The organism is Streptomyces spiralis (assembly GCF_014654675.1).
GTDB lineage: Bacteria > Actinomycetota > Actinomycetes > Streptomycetales > Streptomycetaceae > Streptomyces > Streptomyces spiralis.
Genome location: NZ_BNBC01000089.1, coordinates 1 through 15,352 on the forward strand (window position 1 = coordinate 1; position 15,352 = coordinate 15,352).

A 15,352-nucleotide genomic window follows, 5' to 3' on the forward strand; every position below is an offset into this window, starting at 1 on the left:
CTTGGGCTTTCGGGCGGTGCGGCGAGAGGGCGTGCCGGGCGTCGCGACGGGGCGAACGTTGCCTGTTGGGGCACTAGATCCCTGGTCACACTCTCTGCCCTGGGCCGTCCGAGATCGGCCGACGCCAACCGACAACGACAGAGGCCCACGGCATCTGAACTGGTCAGAGCCGTGAGCCTCTTCAGGCTTGCTGGTCAGCCAGCGGGTGACCAGTACTTCGGCGTTCTCCGGCGCTGTCGATCCGCGCGGCATTGCTCGAACGTTCGGCGCAGCCGGCCGGGGACGTCGGAAAGCACTGCGCCCGCGCCACGTCAAGCAGCGACGCGCCGACACTTTCCGGCGGCCCACCGCCACAGCGGGTGAGCAAGCGTCAGAAGATCACCTGCAGGGGCTAATGGCCACTCAATCTCCCATGAGACAGGCACTTTTGACGGCTCATCAGCTCTCCCTCGAAGCGGTGTAAAGGGCCTCTGCGCACCCGATCAGCCCCACGAAGCCGGGGGTCCCGATTTGCTCGATATGACAGCAATAGGGGGTGTTAGTACGTTCAATCACGCACCGGCTGTCACTGCGGGGCTGTCTCTGCATCTGAGAAGGAGAGCAAAGAACATGATCATGAACCGTTCCCACGCGATCGCCGCGGCTGTCGCGGGCGTCGCGGCACTGACCGCGACCGGCATCACCTACGCCACCGCCGCCCCCGCCCCCCAGGCCCAGGTGGCCCCGGCCGCCATCGCCGCCCAGGCCCCCATGGGCGGAGAGGGCGGCAACACCGGCAAGGGCAACGAAGGCAACGAGCGTGGGGGCAACGAGTTCGAGGGCAAGCGCCATCACAAGGAGGGCTGGATCCACATCAACGAGCGCAGTTTCTCCGCCCACCCCGACGGCTGCATCGTCGTCATCAGCGGCCTGGGCTCCGACAGCTTCAACATCCGCAACGACAGCCGCAACACGGTCGAGTTCTTCCGCGGCGTCACCTGCGACAACGGCGCCCCCATCGCCACCGTCGGCCCCCGCAGCGAGGCCAACAACGTCCGCCCGGGCAAGGACGAAGACGAGCACCACGAGTGGGGCGAGCACGACGAGGGCGAGCACCACGAGAAGGGCAGGCACCACGACAAGGGCGAGCACCACGACAAGGGCGAGCACCACGACAAGGGCGAGCACCACGAGAAGGGTGAGCACCACGACGACGAGGACGACGTGAGGGGTGGCGTGAAGGTCAAGAACGGAGTCGTCGGCAGCTTCCGCGTCGTCAAGCGCCACGACGGGGGTGGATACGGCGGCGGATACGACGGCGGGTACTAAAAACAGCAACCGCGTGATGCACATGCTGGACAACCCCGGCCCGCCGTAATCGGGCCGGCGCCCTCCGGCCAGACGCGCAACACAGAATCCCGGCCCGCCGTAATCGGGCCGGGATTCTCGTCTGGACCGGCCCAAGGACATCCTTTCTCCGAACATCCAGAGGGCAGGCTGGTCCAGCGGCGGCCGCCGGGGCCGTCTCCCGGCCGTGCGACGCCGCCCGACGACGACCGACTACGACCAACGACAGAAGCCCACGGCATCTGAGCTGGTCAGAGCCGTGGGCCTCTTCTGTCTCGCTGGTCAGCCAGCGGGTCGATCAGTACACCGGCTTGTGCGGTTCGATCTGGTTGACCCAGCCGATGACGCCGCCGCCGACGTGTACGGCGTCGGCGAAGCCCGCGGACTTCAGTACGGCGAGGACTTCCGCACTGCGGACGCCCGTCTTGCAGTTCAAGACGATCTTCTTGTCCTGCGGGAGGCTCTCCAGAGCCGTGCCCATGAGGAACTCGTTCTTCGGGATCAGGCGGGCGCCCGGGATGGAGACGATCTCGAACTCGTTCGGCTCGCGGACGTCGATGAGCTCGATGTTCTCGCCGTCGTCGATCCACTCCTTGAGCTGCTTGGGAGTGATCGTGGAGTCGGCGGCCGCCGCCTGGGCCTCCTCGGAGACGACGCCGCAGAAGGCCTCGTAGTCGATGAGCTCGGTGACGGTGGGGTTCTCGCCGCAGACCGCGCAATTGGGGTCCTTGCGGACCTTGACCTGGCGGTACTGCATCTCCAGGGCGTCGTAGATCATCAGGCGGCCGACCAGCGGCTCACCGATGCCCGCCAGAAGCTTGATGGCCTCGTTGACCTGGATGGAGCCGATGGACGAGCACAGCACGCCCAGGACGCCGCCCTCGGCGCAGGAGGGGACCATGCCGGGGGGCGGGGGCTCCGGGTAGAGGCAGCGGTAGCAGGGGCCGTGCTCCGACCAGAAGACGGAGGCCTGGCCGTCGAAGCGGTAGATCGAACCCCACACGTACGGCTTGTTCAGCAGCACGCACGCGTCGTTGACCAGGTAGCGGGTCGCGAAGTTGTCCGTGCCGTCGATGATCAGGTCGTACTGGCTGAAGATGTCCATCACGTTGTCGGCCTCGAGCCGCTCCTCGTGAAGGACGACGTTCACGTACGGGTTGATGCCCGTGATGGTGTCGCGCGCGGACTCGGCCTTGGAGCGGCCGATGTCGGACTGGCTGTGGATGATCTGACGCTGCAGGTTCGACTCGTCGACCTCGTCGAACTCCACGATGCCGAGCGTGCCGACGCCCGCGGCGGCCAGGTACATCAGCGCCGGCGAGCCCAGGCCACCGGCGCCCACACAGAGCACCTTGGCGTTCTTCAGCCGCTTCTGCCCGTCCATCCCGACATCCGGGATGATCAGGTGGCGGGAGTACCTGCGGACCTCGTCTACGGTGAGCTCATCAGCTGGCTCGACCAGGGGTGGCAGCGACACGGGGACTCCGTTGGTCGGTCAATCACTACGGTTGTTCTTCTGGTAACACTGCCACGGCCTTCTTCATTCCGAGACACCTGGTCCGACCCGCGAGACGATTTCGTCCCAGTAGCCGGGCAGGTTCTCCCAGGGGTCCGCTCGGCCGCCGCGGTCCGTGCGGTCGGTGAGCCAGATCGTCGCCGCCCCCTGCCAGCGGGCGATGCGCAGCGCCTCCTCCAGATGACCGCGCGGGACGCCGTGCACGAAGTGGCAGAAGCGCTCGGGCGGGTAGTCGGCGGTCCACTCCGGCGTCTGCGAGAAGCGGTAGTCGCTCCAGGCCCCGCTGAAGGTCACCAACTGGTCGGCGTTCTCGGCGTAGCCGGGATGCGGATGGGTGCCGTGGCCGAGGACGATGTGGGCATCGTCACTCAGTGCCCGGAGCGAGGTGATGGTGCGGCGGGTCTCGGGCAGGCCGGTGCGGTCGACGGGGCAGCGGTCCAGGAGGAAGCCGTCGACCCGGTACCACTCGAGGTAGCGGTGGGCGTCGGCGATCACGTCGATCCGCGACCGCGCGCCGTAGGCGCCGTCGATGCGGCCGAGGACCCGTACACCCGCGTTGCGCAGGCGTCCGGCCACGTCCAGGCAGTGCGGGTCGGGCTGGACACCGGGGCCGTCGGCGACGTCGAGGGCGACCCAGTGCAGGGGTGTGCCGGGCCGGGTGAGCGTGTTCCACTCGGCCGGGGCGAGCAGGGGGTGGGCACAGCCGGGGACGCCGAGGCCGGTACGGACGTCTGTGCTCGAGGTGCCCGGTGAAGTGCTGGTCAGATACGGCATGCCGCTTCCATCCAGATGTCGGCGAGGGACTCTTCGAGGCTGATCCGGGGCCGCCAGCCGAGCCGGTCCCGCGCGGTGCGCACATCGGCCTGCTGCCAGCTGCCGCAGCCGTCGGGGTACGGGTACGCGGCCGGTGAAGGGTGCTCGGGGTCGGTGCGAGGATGCCCGATCGAGGACCTGAGATGGCTGCCGTGCGGGGCGTCGAGTTCATGGAGCGCGCCGCCGTATCCGGCCACGCGGGCGAGTACCGAGGCGGCGTCGCGCAGCCGGACGGCACGCCCCGAGCCGATGTTGATGACGCCCTGGGCGGCCGAGAGCGAGGCGGCGTGCACGGCACGGGCCACGTCGCGGACGTCGACGAAGTCGCGCTGGGTGCCCAGCCCGCCCAGCTTGAGGTCGCCGTCGCCGGCCTGCATGGCGCGGCGCATGGCCTCGGCGAGCCGGCCGAGCGGCGAGCCGGCCGGGGTGCCGGGCCCGGCGGGCGAGAACACGCGGAGCACGACGGCGTCGAGGCCCGAGCCGAGGACCAGTTCGGTGGCGGCGAGCTTGCTGACCCCGTACGGGCCTCCGGGGCGCGGCACGGCGTCCTCGGCGGTGGAGGAGCCGGGCTGGCTGGGGCCGTACTCGGCGCTGCAGCCGATCTGCACCAGGCGGGCGCCGCAGCCGCTGCGGCGCAGCGCCTCGCAGACGGTGGCGACGGCGACGGTGTTGTGCCGGGTGAGTTCGCGGGCGCCGCCCCGGGTGGCGCCGGCGCAGTTGATGACGACGCCGGGGTGGACCGCGTCCAGGAAGCGGGTCAGGGCACCGGGGCTGCCCGTGGCGAGGTCGAAGCGGACGTCGGCGTCGTCGCCGCGGCCGAGGGCGGTGAGCTGGACGGCCGGGTCGGCGAGCAGGCGGTCGGCGACGAAGCGGCCGAGATATCCGTTGGCTCCGATCAGCAGAACCCTCATCGAGCGGCTCCCGGGGTGGGCGCTCCGGTGGCTCCGGATGCTCCGGACGCTCCGGATCGGGCGGTGGTCATGTGGTGTTCTCCTTCAAGGGGGTGGTGCGTTCGGCTCCGGCTGTACGGCCGGAGGCCCGCGGCCGGCAGGCCGGATCTGCCTGCGGCTCCGACCTGGTGCGATCGCGTCCGGGGGTGCGTCGGCGTGGGTGCGCCCCGCACCGCGCGGCGCCCGGGGCCCGCCGGGTCCGCCCGGAGGCGGGACGCGGACGGCCGGGGCTGTGCGGGGTCGGCCTGGTGCTCGTCACGGCTGTCCCTCCACGCGGGCGTGCGCCGAGGCCCTGCTCAGGGTCCGGGTCGCGTGAACCAGGAGGGCCAGGGCCGCGGTGCCGCAGGCGAGGGCGGGTACGCAGCCCGGGCCCCAGGCGGCGACCAGGCTGTCGACCGGGGTGGCCAACGGGCCGCAGCCGGGGAGGCGGGCGGCGAAGACGCTCGCCTGGGCGACCGCCTCGACCGTGGCCGTTGCCCCCAGGGCGACGGCCGGGGCATGGGTGAAGCCGTGGATGGTGAGAAGGCGGGCGAGCAGCAGCAGAGCGCCGAGCGTCAGGGCCTGGGCAGTGCCGGCGGGCTGGTGCAGGACGGCACCGCATGCGGCGAGCAGGGCGGCCAGGGCGCCCAGGAACAGCCCGAACGCGGCCAGGAGCAAGGGGCGTACGGACGCGGCGAACTCCTCCAGACCGCGGCTGGCCGCCAGCCGGCGCCGGGCGCGTACGGCGAAGAGGTGCGCGGCCCAGGTCGCCGGGGCGCAGCCGAGCGCGAGGGCCAGTGCGGGGGCGACGGCCAGGGGCCAGGGGCCGGTCGCGGTGCCGTCGGGAAGTCCGTCGGGACCGCCGGTGACGGCCGCGCCGAGCAGGCCGTCACCGAGGACGGCGTAGGCGATCAGCCAGTACGTCCAGGCGCGTGTGCCGGGCGTGGAGGTGCCGGCCGGTGTGTGTCCGAGCGTGCTGAGGGGGCCGCGGCGGAGCAGCGTGCGTACGCCCAGGGCCACGGCGAGGACTCCGGCCACGGCCACCGCCAGGCGGGTCCGGCCCTCGGTCAGGCGCAGCCCGGTCACCGCTGCCGCGCACAGGGCGCCGGGCAGGAGGCTGAGCACGACCTGGTCGACGGTCATCCTGGGCACGTCGGCGGCTACGGGAGCCGACGGTGCCTCCGGGGCGCGGGAGACGCGGGCGTACATCTCCTCGGCCAGGGAGAAGACGTCACGGTGACGGAAGCGGGCGGCGGTGCGATCGGTGACGCCGTGCGCCTCCAGGCCGGCCGCGATCTCCAGGGGGTCGACGGCTCGTTCGCACAGGTCGCGGTGACGGTGCATCAGCGCCTTGACGGGATCGACGGCACCGCGCCGAGCGGCCCCGGGCACGCGCCGCTCGGAGGCGGCCCCGGAGTCGGGCGTCGCACCACCGGCAGCCGCACCGGCGCCGAGGCGCGGCTGTTCGTCGGAGCCGGAGGCGGAGAGGGGGCCGGAGGCGGAGTGAGGCTGCGTGCCGACGGCCGTGACGGAGCGATCCCGCTCGTCAGGGGCCAATCCCGGGCGTAACCCCTCGGCGCGGTCGGACGCCGGGCGTGGCTGTGGGGTGGTGGGGGTGAACGGGTGGCCGGATTCTCCGGGAGTGGTCATCGGGCGGCCTCCGTGGTCGGTGCGGGGGCCGACGGGCGGACGGAGGCGGCGTTCGCCCAGGCGGGGCCCGGGCGGGATGCGGCTGGGGCTGTGGGGGCGGCTGGGGCAGTGGGGGTTGCTGGGGCGACCGGGCCGGTCCAGTGGCCGGGGACATGGGCCTCGGCCGGGGTGGCGAACGGGAGCGGTTCGCCGGAGTCGTTCAGGACGACGCGCCGGACCGGGCAGCGCGAGACGATCTCGAGGTAGATGCCGTGAAACGCCGCGATGTTCTGCTCGACGGTGAACAGTTCGAGTGCCCGGGCGCGCGCGGCGGCGCCCAGGCGCGCACGGCGCTCCGGGTCGCGCAGCAGTGCCACGCACGCCTCGGCGAGGGCCCGCGGATTGCGCGGGGGCACCACCAGCCCCGTACCGCCGATGACCTCGACGACCGCGCCGACGTCCGTGGAGACGGTCGCACAGCCGCAGAACATGGCCTCGACGAGACCGACGGGGAAGCCCTCGACGACACTCGACAGGACGGTCACGGCGCCCGAGGCGTACGCGTCGGCGAGGGTCGGGGCCTCGGGTCCGCCGATCTCCTCGAAGGACACCGGGTTGTCGCCCACGGTGTGCGGCCCCTCGGCCTCGTCGGGGAACAACTGGGCGGCCAGCGCCTTGCAGTGGCCCAGGTAGGCCACCGCGTCGGGGCCGGACGCCCCGCCCACGACGCGCAGCCGGGCCTTCGGTTCGGCCCTGCGGACCTCGGCGAAGGCGTGCAGCAGCGACACCAGGTCCTTGGCGGGGTCGACCCGGCCGACCCACACCAGCGTGTCCGCGTCGACGGCCTCCGGCTCCTCGCCGACCTCGGCGAACGCGGCGGCGTCCATGCCGGGATGGACGGTGCGCAGCCTGGTGCGGTCGGCGCCGCAGCGCTCCTGCCAGCGGCGGGTGTGGGCGTTTCCGTGGGTGATGACGGCGGCCTGCCGGTAGACCTCGGTGGCGAGCCTGCCGTGGAAGGCGGCGAGCAGCGCCCGTACGGCCGGAGCGGTGCCGTCGGCGCCGGTGGCCAGGTAGTGCGCGCGCAGGGGCACGCCGTACTCGGTGACCAGCAGCGGGACGTCACAGAAGTGGCGGGCGAGCAGGCCCGGCAGGGCCGCGGTGCCGCCGGCCGCGGTGTGGCAGAGGTCGGCGGCGCCGAGGCCGTCGTCCTCGTACCAGTCGAGTGCGAGGGGGCGCAGGGCGTGCTCCAGGTGCGCGGCGACCGTGAGCAGATCGGGTACGCGCGCCTCACGCGCCTCACGCATGGCGCCGGGTGCGCGACAGGCGCGCTCCAGCGCCCGGACGGCGGTTTCCGAGTGCAGCGCGCCCACGAGCCCGCCCTCGTCCCGGGCGAGTTCCGCCAGGCCGTACAGCGCACTGGCGAAACGGTCCGCCTCATGGTCCGGGCCGCCCCGACCGGCCGCTTCGCCTTCCGTGTCGTCTCCCACGCCGCCGGCTTCGGCGCCGCGCGCCCCGGACAGGGCCGCCGCCAACTCCCCGTAGCACTCGGTGAAGCGCCGGCGCGCACGGCGCCCGTACCGCACGCCGTCGTCCTCAGCCGTCCACAGGGGTGCCGTACGGACCCGGCTGACCTGCCGCGGCAGCGGGACCCAGCCCTCGTCCTCCTGCTGCCGGGTGCGGCTGAGCGCATAGAGGTCGAACTCGTGCTGCCCGAGCCCGCGCACGAGTCGCTCGCACCAGAGCCCGGCGTCACCGCTCACATACGGATAGCCACCCTCCGTCACCAGTCCGATGCGCACGCGTGCACCCCCGATCTCTTCCGTCTCCGCCGTACGGGGAGCCGCCGTCGCGTCGGCGGCTCACAACGGGACGAACGTATGCGGACATGCCGGTGGCGCGACGGACGGTTGTCCGTCGCGCCACCAAAAGGGGTGAACGGTCGTAACTTTCCCGTGCGGGTCGCGTTCAGTCGCGCTAGGAGATCATCCGCGCACGGATCGTCACCTCACACGCCCGGTCCTACGCCGCGGCCAACTCCCTTCGCGCGGCCCGCCGCCGGGCCGCGACCTCGGGGTCGAGCGCGGGCACGGCGGCCAGCAGTTGCTTGGTGTAGGGGTCGCGCGGGGAGTCGTACACCTCGTCGGCGGGGCCCTCCTCGACGACGCGGCCCTTGCGCATGACCACGACCCGGTCGCTGACCTGGCGGACGACGGCCAGGTCGTGCGCGACGAAGACCAGCGCCAGCCCGAGTTCCCTCTGCAACTCGGCGAGCAGGGCGACCACCTGGGCCTGGGTGGTGACGTCCAGCGCGGAGACGGGCTCGTCGCAGACGATGACGCGGGGGTCGGCCGCGAGCGCCCGCGCGATGCCCACGCGCTGGCGCTGTCCGCCGCTGAACTCGTGCGGGTAGCGGTCGTAGTGCGCCCCTTCCAGCCCCACACGCTCCAGCAGCTCCGTCACGCGCCCCCTGATGCGCGCCTCGTCCTTCTCGCCCCGCGCGCGCAGCGGATCGGCGATCGACTCGCCCACGCTGCGGCGGGGGTTGAGGGAGGAGACGGGGTCCTGGAAGACCATCTGCACGGCCGGGTTCACGCCGGTGTGCGGCTGTCCTTCGTAGCGGATCGTGCCCGCGGTGGGCTCGAGGAGCCCGACCAGCATGCGGCCCAGGGTCGTCTTGCCGCTGCCGCTCTCGCCCACGACGCCGAGGGTCTCGCCCCGGCGGATCGTCAGCGACACGCCGTCCACGGCCGGGAACGCCCGCTTCCCGCGCCCGAACTCACGCCGCAGACCGGTCGCCTCCAGCACGACCTCGTCGGTCGCCGTCGATCCGGTGCGCGGCGCGTCCACGCGCGGGACGGCGCCCAGCAGTTCGCGGGTGTACGTGTGCGACGGCGACCTGAGGACGGCGGAAACGGGACCGTGTTCGACCACGCGCCCGTGCCGCATGACGAGCACCTCGTCGACGCTCTCGGCGGCGACGCCCACGTCGTGGGTGACGAGCAGCAGGCCCGTGCCGGTCTCCTCGCGCAGCCGGTGCAGCAGGTCCAGGATCTGCGCCTGGACGGTCACGTCCAGCGCGGTGGTCGGTTCGTCGGCGATCAGCAGGTCCGGTTCGCAGGCGAGGGCCATGGCGATCAGGGCGCGCTGGCGCATGCCGCCGCTGAACTCGTGCGGGCGGGAGCGGGACCGGCGTACGGCGTCCGGAATGCCGACCCGGTCGAGCACCTCGACGGCACGCGCGCGCGCCGCCCGCCGCGAGGCACGCGTGTGCACGCGGTACACCTCGGCGATCTGGTCGCCGATCGCGTAGTACGGGTCGAGCGCCGACAGCGGGTCCTGGAAGACCATGGCGGCCTTCGCGCCGCGCAGCCGCCGCAGTTCCTCGTCGGAGACCGCCTCTACGTCGACGCCGGCGACGTGGACCGAGCCGCCGACCCGGGCCCCGGTGCCACGGTGCAGCCCGAGCAGCGCGGAGGCGACGGTGGACTTGCCCGAGCCGGACTCGCCGACCAGGGCCAGCGCGGCGCCCCGCTCCAGCCGGAACGACAGCCCGTCGACGGCCCGCAGCGACCCGAACTCGACCGTCAGGTCCTTGACGTCCACCAGGCTCATGCGAGCACCACCCGTCGGTCGGCCACCGCGTACAGCACGTCCGCGACGGCGTTGGCGAGGACCACGAAGAAACCGGTGACCAGCACGAGGCCGACCACCACCGGCAGGTCCTCGGTCCGCACCGAGTCCACGAGGCTCTTGCCGAGCCCCGGTATGCCGAACAGCGACTCGGTGAGCACCGCGCCGCCGAACATCGTCCCCAGGTCCAGCGCGGACAGCGCGATGATCGGCGGCACGGCCCCGCGCAGCGCGTGCCGCCCGATGACGGAGCGCTCCCGGACGCCGTAGGCGCGGAAGGTGCGCACATGGTCCTCGGCGAGCGTCTCCAGCAGGGAACTGCGGGTCAGCCGGGAGTATTTGGCGCTCTCCAGGATGGCCAGGGAGAGCCAGGGCAGCACCAGGTTCCACGCCCACTGCTCGGGATCGTCGGTCAGCGGGACGTACGACGGGAAAGGCAGCCAGCCGAGCACGGAGACGAACAGCAGCATCAGCAGGATGCCGGTGATGAAGACGGGCACGGCGTTGCCCGCGAGGGTCAGCGCGGTCAGCACCCGCTCGGTGAGCCCGCCGTGGCGCAGCGCCGAGAGCAGGCCGGTGCCGACACCGAGGACCAGCCACAGCACCATGGCGCCGAGGGCGAGGGAGGCGGTGGCCGGCAGTCGCTCGGCGAGCAGCGAGGTGACCTGCTCGCCGTTCTGGTACGAGAAGCCGAGGCACGGCGCGCCGCAGTGCTCGGTGCCGACACCGGTGCTGACGTCCGTGCCGACGACCAGGCCGTGCAGGAAGTGGGCGTACTGCACGTAGACCGGGTGGCCGAGGCCGAGCTGGGCGCGTACCTGGTCGACCTGGGCGGTGGTGCACTTGGGTCCGCAGGCCAGCCGGGCGGGGTCGCCTGGCAGGACGTAGAACAGCGCGTAGATCACGATGCTCAGCACCAGGAGGACCAGCAGCGCCGCCAGCAGTCTGCGCAGCGCGAACCGGACGAAGAGCGTCATGCCCGCGCCTCCTTGCGCCGTCGTGCGCGGCCGGGCACCCGGCTGGCCGCGCGGGGATCGAGGGCGGTGCGGATGCCGTCGCCGAGCGTCGTGAAGGCGAAGACGGTGACGAAGATCAGTCCGGCGGGCAGCAGCACGTACGTCGGGTCGGCCTGGTACCAGGTGGTGGCCGAGGACAGCATCTGCCCCCAGGAGGGGGTGGGCGGCTTCACGCCGATGCCGAGGAAGGACAGTCCCGCCTCCGAGGCGATGTTGCTGGGTACCAGGAGCGCGGTGTACGTCGCCACGGGCGCGGCCAGCGACGGCAGCAGTTCCCGGCGGGCGACGCGCCACCGGCCGGATCCGCCGAGCCGGGCCGCGGCCACGTAGTCCAGGGACTTCAGGGTCAGGGTCTGGGCGCGGACGATGCGGGAGGTGCCGCCCCAGCCGAGCAGGCCGAGGACGAGGACGAGCAGCACCGGGCGCGGGAAGCCGGCGGGGACGATCGCGAGGAGCGCGATGGCGAACACGAGGCTGGGCAGCGCCAGCATGACGTCGGTGGTCCGGCTGAGCAGCGTGTCCAGGAGTCGGTTGCCGAGTCCGGCGGCGAGGCCGACGCCGATGCCGATGATCACCTGGACAGCGGTGGCCGCGAGGCCGACGCCGAGCGAGATCCGCGCGCCGTACACGAGCCGGACGAACAGGTCGCGGCCGGTGCCGGGTTCGACGCCGAGCCAGTGGTCGGCGCCGATGCCGCCGAAGGAGCCGATCGGGACGCCGCCGAGGGCGGAGTCGACGGCGTCGGCGTGGTAGGCGTCCGGGTCCTGCCCCTCCAGGGCGGCGAGCAGGGGGGCGGCGAGCGCCATGAGGGCGAGCAGCACGATCACGCAGGCGCCGGCGAGGGCGGCGCGCCGTGCGCGCAGCCGCCGCCAGACCTGCCGGGCGCCCGGCGCGGCCGCGGGGGTGGCCGCGACCGCGCCGGGCGCCGTCAGAGGGTCGGTGGCCGTCACTTGACCGCGACCTGCGAGACGTCGAGGACACCGGTCCAGTCGCTGATGACGACGTTCTTGATGTCCTTGCCGAACAGGCGCTTGTAGACGGGGTGCACCAGCGGCACCGTCAGCGCCTGCTCGCCGATCTTCTTGTCGAGGGCGCCCCAGCGCTTGGCGGCGGCCTGAAGGTCGGTGAGCTTGTTGATCTCGTCGATCTCCTTGTCGACGGCCGGGTCGTTCAGCTGGGAGGCGTTGAAGTTGTAGCCGTCCTTGACGATCTGGCGGCCGTCGAAGATCGGGGCGAGGAACGGACCGCCGGAGGGCCAGTCGGCGCCCCAGCCGGTGAGGAAGAAGCCGGGCTCGGTCTTGACGCCGTGGATCTTCTCGCTGTAGGCGCTGGACTCGAGCCCCTGGAGCTTGACGGTGATCCCGGCCTTCTTCAGCGCGTCCTGGAGGGCGGTGGCGACCTCGGGGCCCTGCTCGTCACCCGCGCTGCTGTCGTGGGTGAGGGTGATCGTGAGGCCGTTGGCGTATCCGGCCTCCTTCAGCAGTTCCTTGGCCTTGGCCGCGTTGCCGCTCGGGCCGGCCGGGAAGGGGTCGTACGGCGTGTAGCCGAAGGCCTTCTGGTCGGGCAGGAAGGTGGTCGCGGGCTTGGCGAGCGAGGAGCCGCCGAGCGCGTTGACGACGGTGGAGCGGTCGACGGCGTAGGCGATGGCCTGGCGCACCTTGGGGTTGTCGAACGGCTTCACCTTCGGATTGAAGGCGATGTAGTCGGTGTAGCCGAACTGGCCGGTGCCGACGCGGGCGGCCAGCTGCTTGTCACCGGTGATCTTGGCCAGCTCGGCCGCGGTGAGGTTGGTGTCGGTGGTGACGGCCGCGGCGTCCTTGCCCGAGCCGGCGGACAGCCGCTGGTTGATGACGGCCCCGTCGAGACCGGACTGGACGTCGATGCGGTCGGGGTAGGCCTTGCGCTCGTCGTCGGTCTTCGGGTCCCAGTAGGTGTTGCGCTCCAGGACCAGGTGCTGGCCGTCGTTCTGGTTCGAGACGACCTTGTACGGGCCGGAGGAGTACGGGTGGTTCTCGTACTTGGTGCCGGTGTCCTTGGCCTTGGGCACCGGGGCGAAGGAGGTCTGGGTGGCCAGGAACGGGAAGTCGCCCTCGGGCTTGTTCAGATGGAAGACGATGGTCTTGTCGTCCGGCGTCTCGATGGAGTCCAGGCCCTTCTTGTCCTTGTAGGGGCCCTGGTAGTCCTTGCCGCCGATCAGCCAGTCGCGCAGGTAGGGGGCGCCGCCGGAGAGTTCGGCGGCGAAGGAGCGCTCGATGCCGTACTTGATGTCGGCGGTGGTGATGGGCGTACCGTCCTCGAACTTCAGCCCGTCCTTGAGGTGGTACGTCCACACGGTGGCGTCCTTGCTGGGCGTGCCCAGGTCGGTGGCCAGGTCCGGGACCACCTTGGCACCGGCCGCGCCGTTCTCGCGGTTGCGGGTGGTGAGGGTGCGGAAGACCAGTCCGGGCACGTTGCCGCCGCCCGAGGTGTACAGACGGGCCGGGTCGAAGTCCTCCTGCGGCTCGGTGTTCAGAACGGTCAGCGTGCCGCCCTTGTGGGGTGCGGAGTCGCCACCGGCGGCACCCTTGGCATCGTTGTCCTTCGGCCCGCAGGCTGCGGCGCCCGCTGCCATGACCAGGCCTACGGATGCCGCTGCCACGCGGCGCGCTATGACGGACGGTTGACGCATGGGAATGACGACCTCTCGGGGTTGGCTCTTCGGTCCGGTGTCTCGCAGGCATCTCGGATGGCGAGACGAATGGACGAGGGGTGAGACGAATGTGAACAGACGTCTGCCCTGGCGCCGGGTCATCGAAAAACCGTGACGAGGTCACGGTGACAGTGGAGTCGCGACGCGAACGCCTGGGGCGGGCGTCAGCGACAGTGGATGTCGGCCACGCAGAGCGCGGCCACGCCGATGAGCGCCAGCTCGATGGCGGCGCTGCGCGAGACGGCAGGACGGGTCCACATGGTGAGAAATATGAACGAACATTCCCCCGGTGTCAACGTGAGCCGAGTGACACCCGTCAACTCCCCGGATACGGCCAGGGGTTGGGCAGGCAGTGGATTCCGTCGTGGTCCAGGAACTTCGTCTGCTGCTGCATGACCGGCGCGAGCGCGCCGTCCTTGTCGCAGGTGACGTGGCCATGGCCGAGCCGGTGGCCGACCTCGTGGTTGATCAGCATCTGCCGGTAGGCGTACATCTTGTCGCCGTAGGTCTTCGAGCCCTGCGCCCACCGGTAGGCGTTGATCATCACGCGCTCGGTGGCGGCGGAGTCGCAGGAGACGTTGTCCTCGGTGGTGTCCAGGCCGGACTTGGCGCACCAGACGGCGGTGGTGCCGGGGCTGGCGAGCGTGATCACGAAGTCGGGTCGGCCGGAGGAGACGCGCTCGAAGGTACGGGCGCCGTCGTGGGCCCAGCTGCGGTCGTCGTTGAGCGTCTTCTGCACGGCCTCGGCGAAGAGCGCGCCGTCGAGTCCCAGGCCTTCCTCCACATCGACCCGGTAGGTGTACTTCCGGCCCTTGCCGGGCGCCTTGGCGAAGCCGGGCACCGCCTCGAACCTGCCCGTGCCCTTGAGGGTGGGGCTGAGCGCGTACTTCACGTTCATCTTCTGGTCGTACGTCAGCGTCGGCCCCGCGGCCGACACGGACGGGGCAGCCTGCTGGTCCGTACCCGCGTCGTCGCGGGCGTCGCGGGCCTGGTCGGTGGCGGACTTCGACTCCGTACCGGTGGCGTGGCCGTCCGCGACCTGCCCGGCGACGATGACGGCGAGCACGGTGGTGACGGCGGCGGCCGCGATGCCGGTGAACGTCCGCCCCTTGGTACTGCCGCCGGACGCGGGTGCGCCGGTGGGAGGTGCGGTGTCCTCGTCGGTGCCGGCCCCGGCGGCGCGCCCTGCCGTGACGTCCGCGGGGTCAGTGGAGGCCGGGGGCACCGGAGCGTTGGGGGCGGCAGCGGCGGCCGGACCGGCCGAGAGGTGCGTACCCGCCCCGTCGCGGGGCCGGGGCGCGAAGACGTCGTCCAGGCCGTCGCTGTCGTCGAAGGCGTCGAGATAGTCCTGGCGGGGTCCCCCCTCGGGTGCCCGCCGCTGCCGGGGAATGGGTACGCCGGGGCGGGCGGCCATGCCCGCGGCAGCACCAGGACCGGCCGGGGCACCGAAACCGGGCGCCCCTGTCCGCCCCGGCACCGCATCGCCGGCTCCACCGGTACGCGACCCCAACTCTCCCCAGCCGCCCCCGCCTTCACGCTGCTCCGGATGCCCGCCCCGAGCCCGCGGCACACCATGGGCCGGGGTGCCGTCGGGGAGCCGGGGGACACCGTGGGCCGGGGTGCCGTCAGGGAGGCGGGGGACACCGTGGGCGGGCGTGCCGTCGGGCAGGCGCGGGGCGCCGTGACCAGGCGCACCGCCGGGGAAGCGGGGCACGCCGTGCGCGGGCGTCCCGTCGGGGAAGCGAGGGACGCCGTGCGCCGGTGTCCCGTCGGGGAAGCGAGGGACGCCGTGCGCCGGTGTCCC

Annotated in this window: 12 protein-coding genes; 1 reads left to right on the forward strand and 11 read right to left on the reverse strand. The window is 72.2% G+C overall.

Annotated features, from left to right (window positions below; genetic code table 11):
• The first annotated feature begins 609 nt into the window (after window positions 1-609).
• Window positions 610-1,308 (forward strand): hypothetical protein, encoded by a 699-nt coding sequence (locus tag IE318_RS43020; protein WP_189908291.1) that lies wholly within the window; start codon window positions 610-612, stop codon window positions 1,306-1,308.
• A gap of 316 nt (window positions 1,309-1,624) precedes the next feature.
• Here the strand turns inward: IE318_RS43020 and moeZ are convergent, their stop codons facing one another.
• From moeZ to IE318_RS43070, 11 genes are all read right to left on the reverse strand, one after another.
• Window positions 1,625-2,803 (reverse strand): adenylyltransferase/sulfurtransferase MoeZ, encoded by a 1,179-nt coding sequence (gene moeZ / locus IE318_RS43025; protein ID WP_030176193.1) that lies wholly within the window; start codon window positions 2,801-2,803, stop codon window positions 1,625-1,627.
• 63 nt (window positions 2,804-2,866) lie between these two features.
• Window positions 2,867-3,616, reverse strand: a complete 750-nt coding sequence (locus IE318_RS43030; protein WP_189908292.1) for a spherulation-specific family 4 protein — start codon at window positions 3,614-3,616, stop codon at window positions 2,867-2,869.
• Window positions 3,604-4,566, reverse strand: a complete 963-nt coding sequence (locus tag IE318_RS43035) for an NAD-dependent epimerase/dehydratase family protein (protein ID WP_189908293.1) — start codon at window positions 4,564-4,566, stop codon at window positions 3,604-3,606. The genes IE318_RS43030 and IE318_RS43035 overlap by 13 nt, the downstream gene beginning before the upstream one ends.
• 294 nt (window positions 4,567-4,860) lie before the next feature.
• Window positions 4,861-6,234 carry a hypothetical protein gene (locus IE318_RS43040; RefSeq protein ID WP_229904172.1) on the reverse strand — a complete coding sequence of 458 codons (1,374 nt, stop codon included), beginning with the start codon at window positions 6,232-6,234 and terminating at the stop codon, window positions 4,861-4,863.
• On the reverse strand, window positions 6,231-8,012 hold the full coding sequence (locus IE318_RS43045; protein WP_189908294.1) for a DUF3492 domain-containing protein: 1,782 nt from the start codon (window positions 8,010-8,012) through the stop codon (window positions 6,231-6,233). Before IE318_RS43045 ends, IE318_RS43040 begins: the two co-directional genes overlap by 4 nt.
• A gap of 220 nt (window positions 8,013-8,232) precedes the next feature.
• Window positions 8,233-9,825 (reverse strand): dipeptide ABC transporter ATP-binding protein, encoded by a 1,593-nt coding sequence (locus IE318_RS43050; RefSeq protein ID WP_189908295.1) that lies wholly within the window; start codon window positions 9,823-9,825, stop codon window positions 8,233-8,235.
• The gene (locus IE318_RS43055) at window positions 9,822-10,820 is read right to left on the reverse strand and encodes an ABC transporter permease (protein WP_189908296.1); all 999 of its coding nucleotides are present in this window, start codon (window positions 10,818-10,820) and stop codon (window positions 9,822-9,824) included. Before IE318_RS43055 ends, IE318_RS43050 begins: the two co-directional genes overlap by 4 nt.
• Window positions 10,817-11,809 (reverse strand): ABC transporter permease, encoded by a 993-nt coding sequence (locus IE318_RS43060; protein WP_051844474.1) that lies wholly within the window; start codon window positions 11,807-11,809, stop codon window positions 10,817-10,819. Before IE318_RS43060 ends, IE318_RS43055 begins: the two co-directional genes overlap by 4 nt.
• Entirely contained in the window at window positions 11,806-13,527 is a 1,722-nt protein-coding gene (locus tag IE318_RS43065; RefSeq protein WP_189908297.1) for an ABC transporter substrate-binding protein, read from the reverse strand. The genes IE318_RS43060 and IE318_RS43065 overlap by 4 nt, the downstream gene beginning before the upstream one ends.
• A 185-nt stretch (window positions 13,528-13,712) precedes the next feature.
• On the reverse strand, window positions 13,713-13,808 hold the full coding sequence (locus tag IE318_RS46800) for an Ms4533A family Cys-rich leader peptide (protein ID WP_362039700.1): 96 nt from the start codon (window positions 13,806-13,808) through the stop codon (window positions 13,713-13,715).
• 56 nt (window positions 13,809-13,864) lie between these two features.
• Window positions 13,865-15,352, reverse strand: a 1,488-nt coding sequence (locus IE318_RS43070; protein WP_229904173.1) for a DUF3152 domain-containing protein, incomplete at its 5' end; no start/stop codon positions are given.

What these genes read in the sequence shown, in the direction of transcription:
- IE318_RS43020 (WP_189908291.1), top strand. Translation starts at nt 610, where the DNA reads ATGATCATGAACCGTTCCCACGCGATCGCCGCGGCTGTCGCGGGCGTC.
- IE318_RS43030 (WP_189908292.1), bottom strand. Translation starts at nt 3,616, where the DNA reads ATGCCGTATCTGACCAGCACTTCACCGGGCACCTCGAGCACAGACGTC.
- IE318_RS43035 (WP_189908293.1), bottom strand. Translation starts at nt 4,566, where the DNA reads ATGAGGGTTCTGCTGATCGGAGCCAACGGATATCTCGGCCGCTTCGTC.
- IE318_RS43040 (WP_229904172.1), bottom strand. Translation starts at nt 6,234, where the DNA reads ATGACCACTCCCGGAGAATCCGGCCACCCGTTCACCCCCACCACCCCA.
- IE318_RS43050 (WP_189908295.1), bottom strand. Translation starts at nt 9,825, where the DNA reads ATGAGCCTGGTGGACGTCAAGGACCTGACGGTCGAGTTCGGGTCGCTG.
- IE318_RS43055 (WP_189908296.1), bottom strand. Translation starts at nt 10,820, where the DNA reads ATGACGCTCTTCGTCCGGTTCGCGCTGCGCAGACTGCTGGCGGCGCTG.
- IE318_RS43065 (WP_189908297.1), bottom strand. Translation starts at nt 13,527, where the DNA reads ATGCGTCAACCGTCCGTCATAGCGCGCCGCGTGGCAGCGGCATCCGTA.
- IE318_RS46800 (WP_362039700.1), bottom strand. Translation starts at nt 13,808, where the DNA reads ATGTGGACCCGTCCTGCCGTCTCGCGCAGCGCCGCCATCGAGCTGGCG.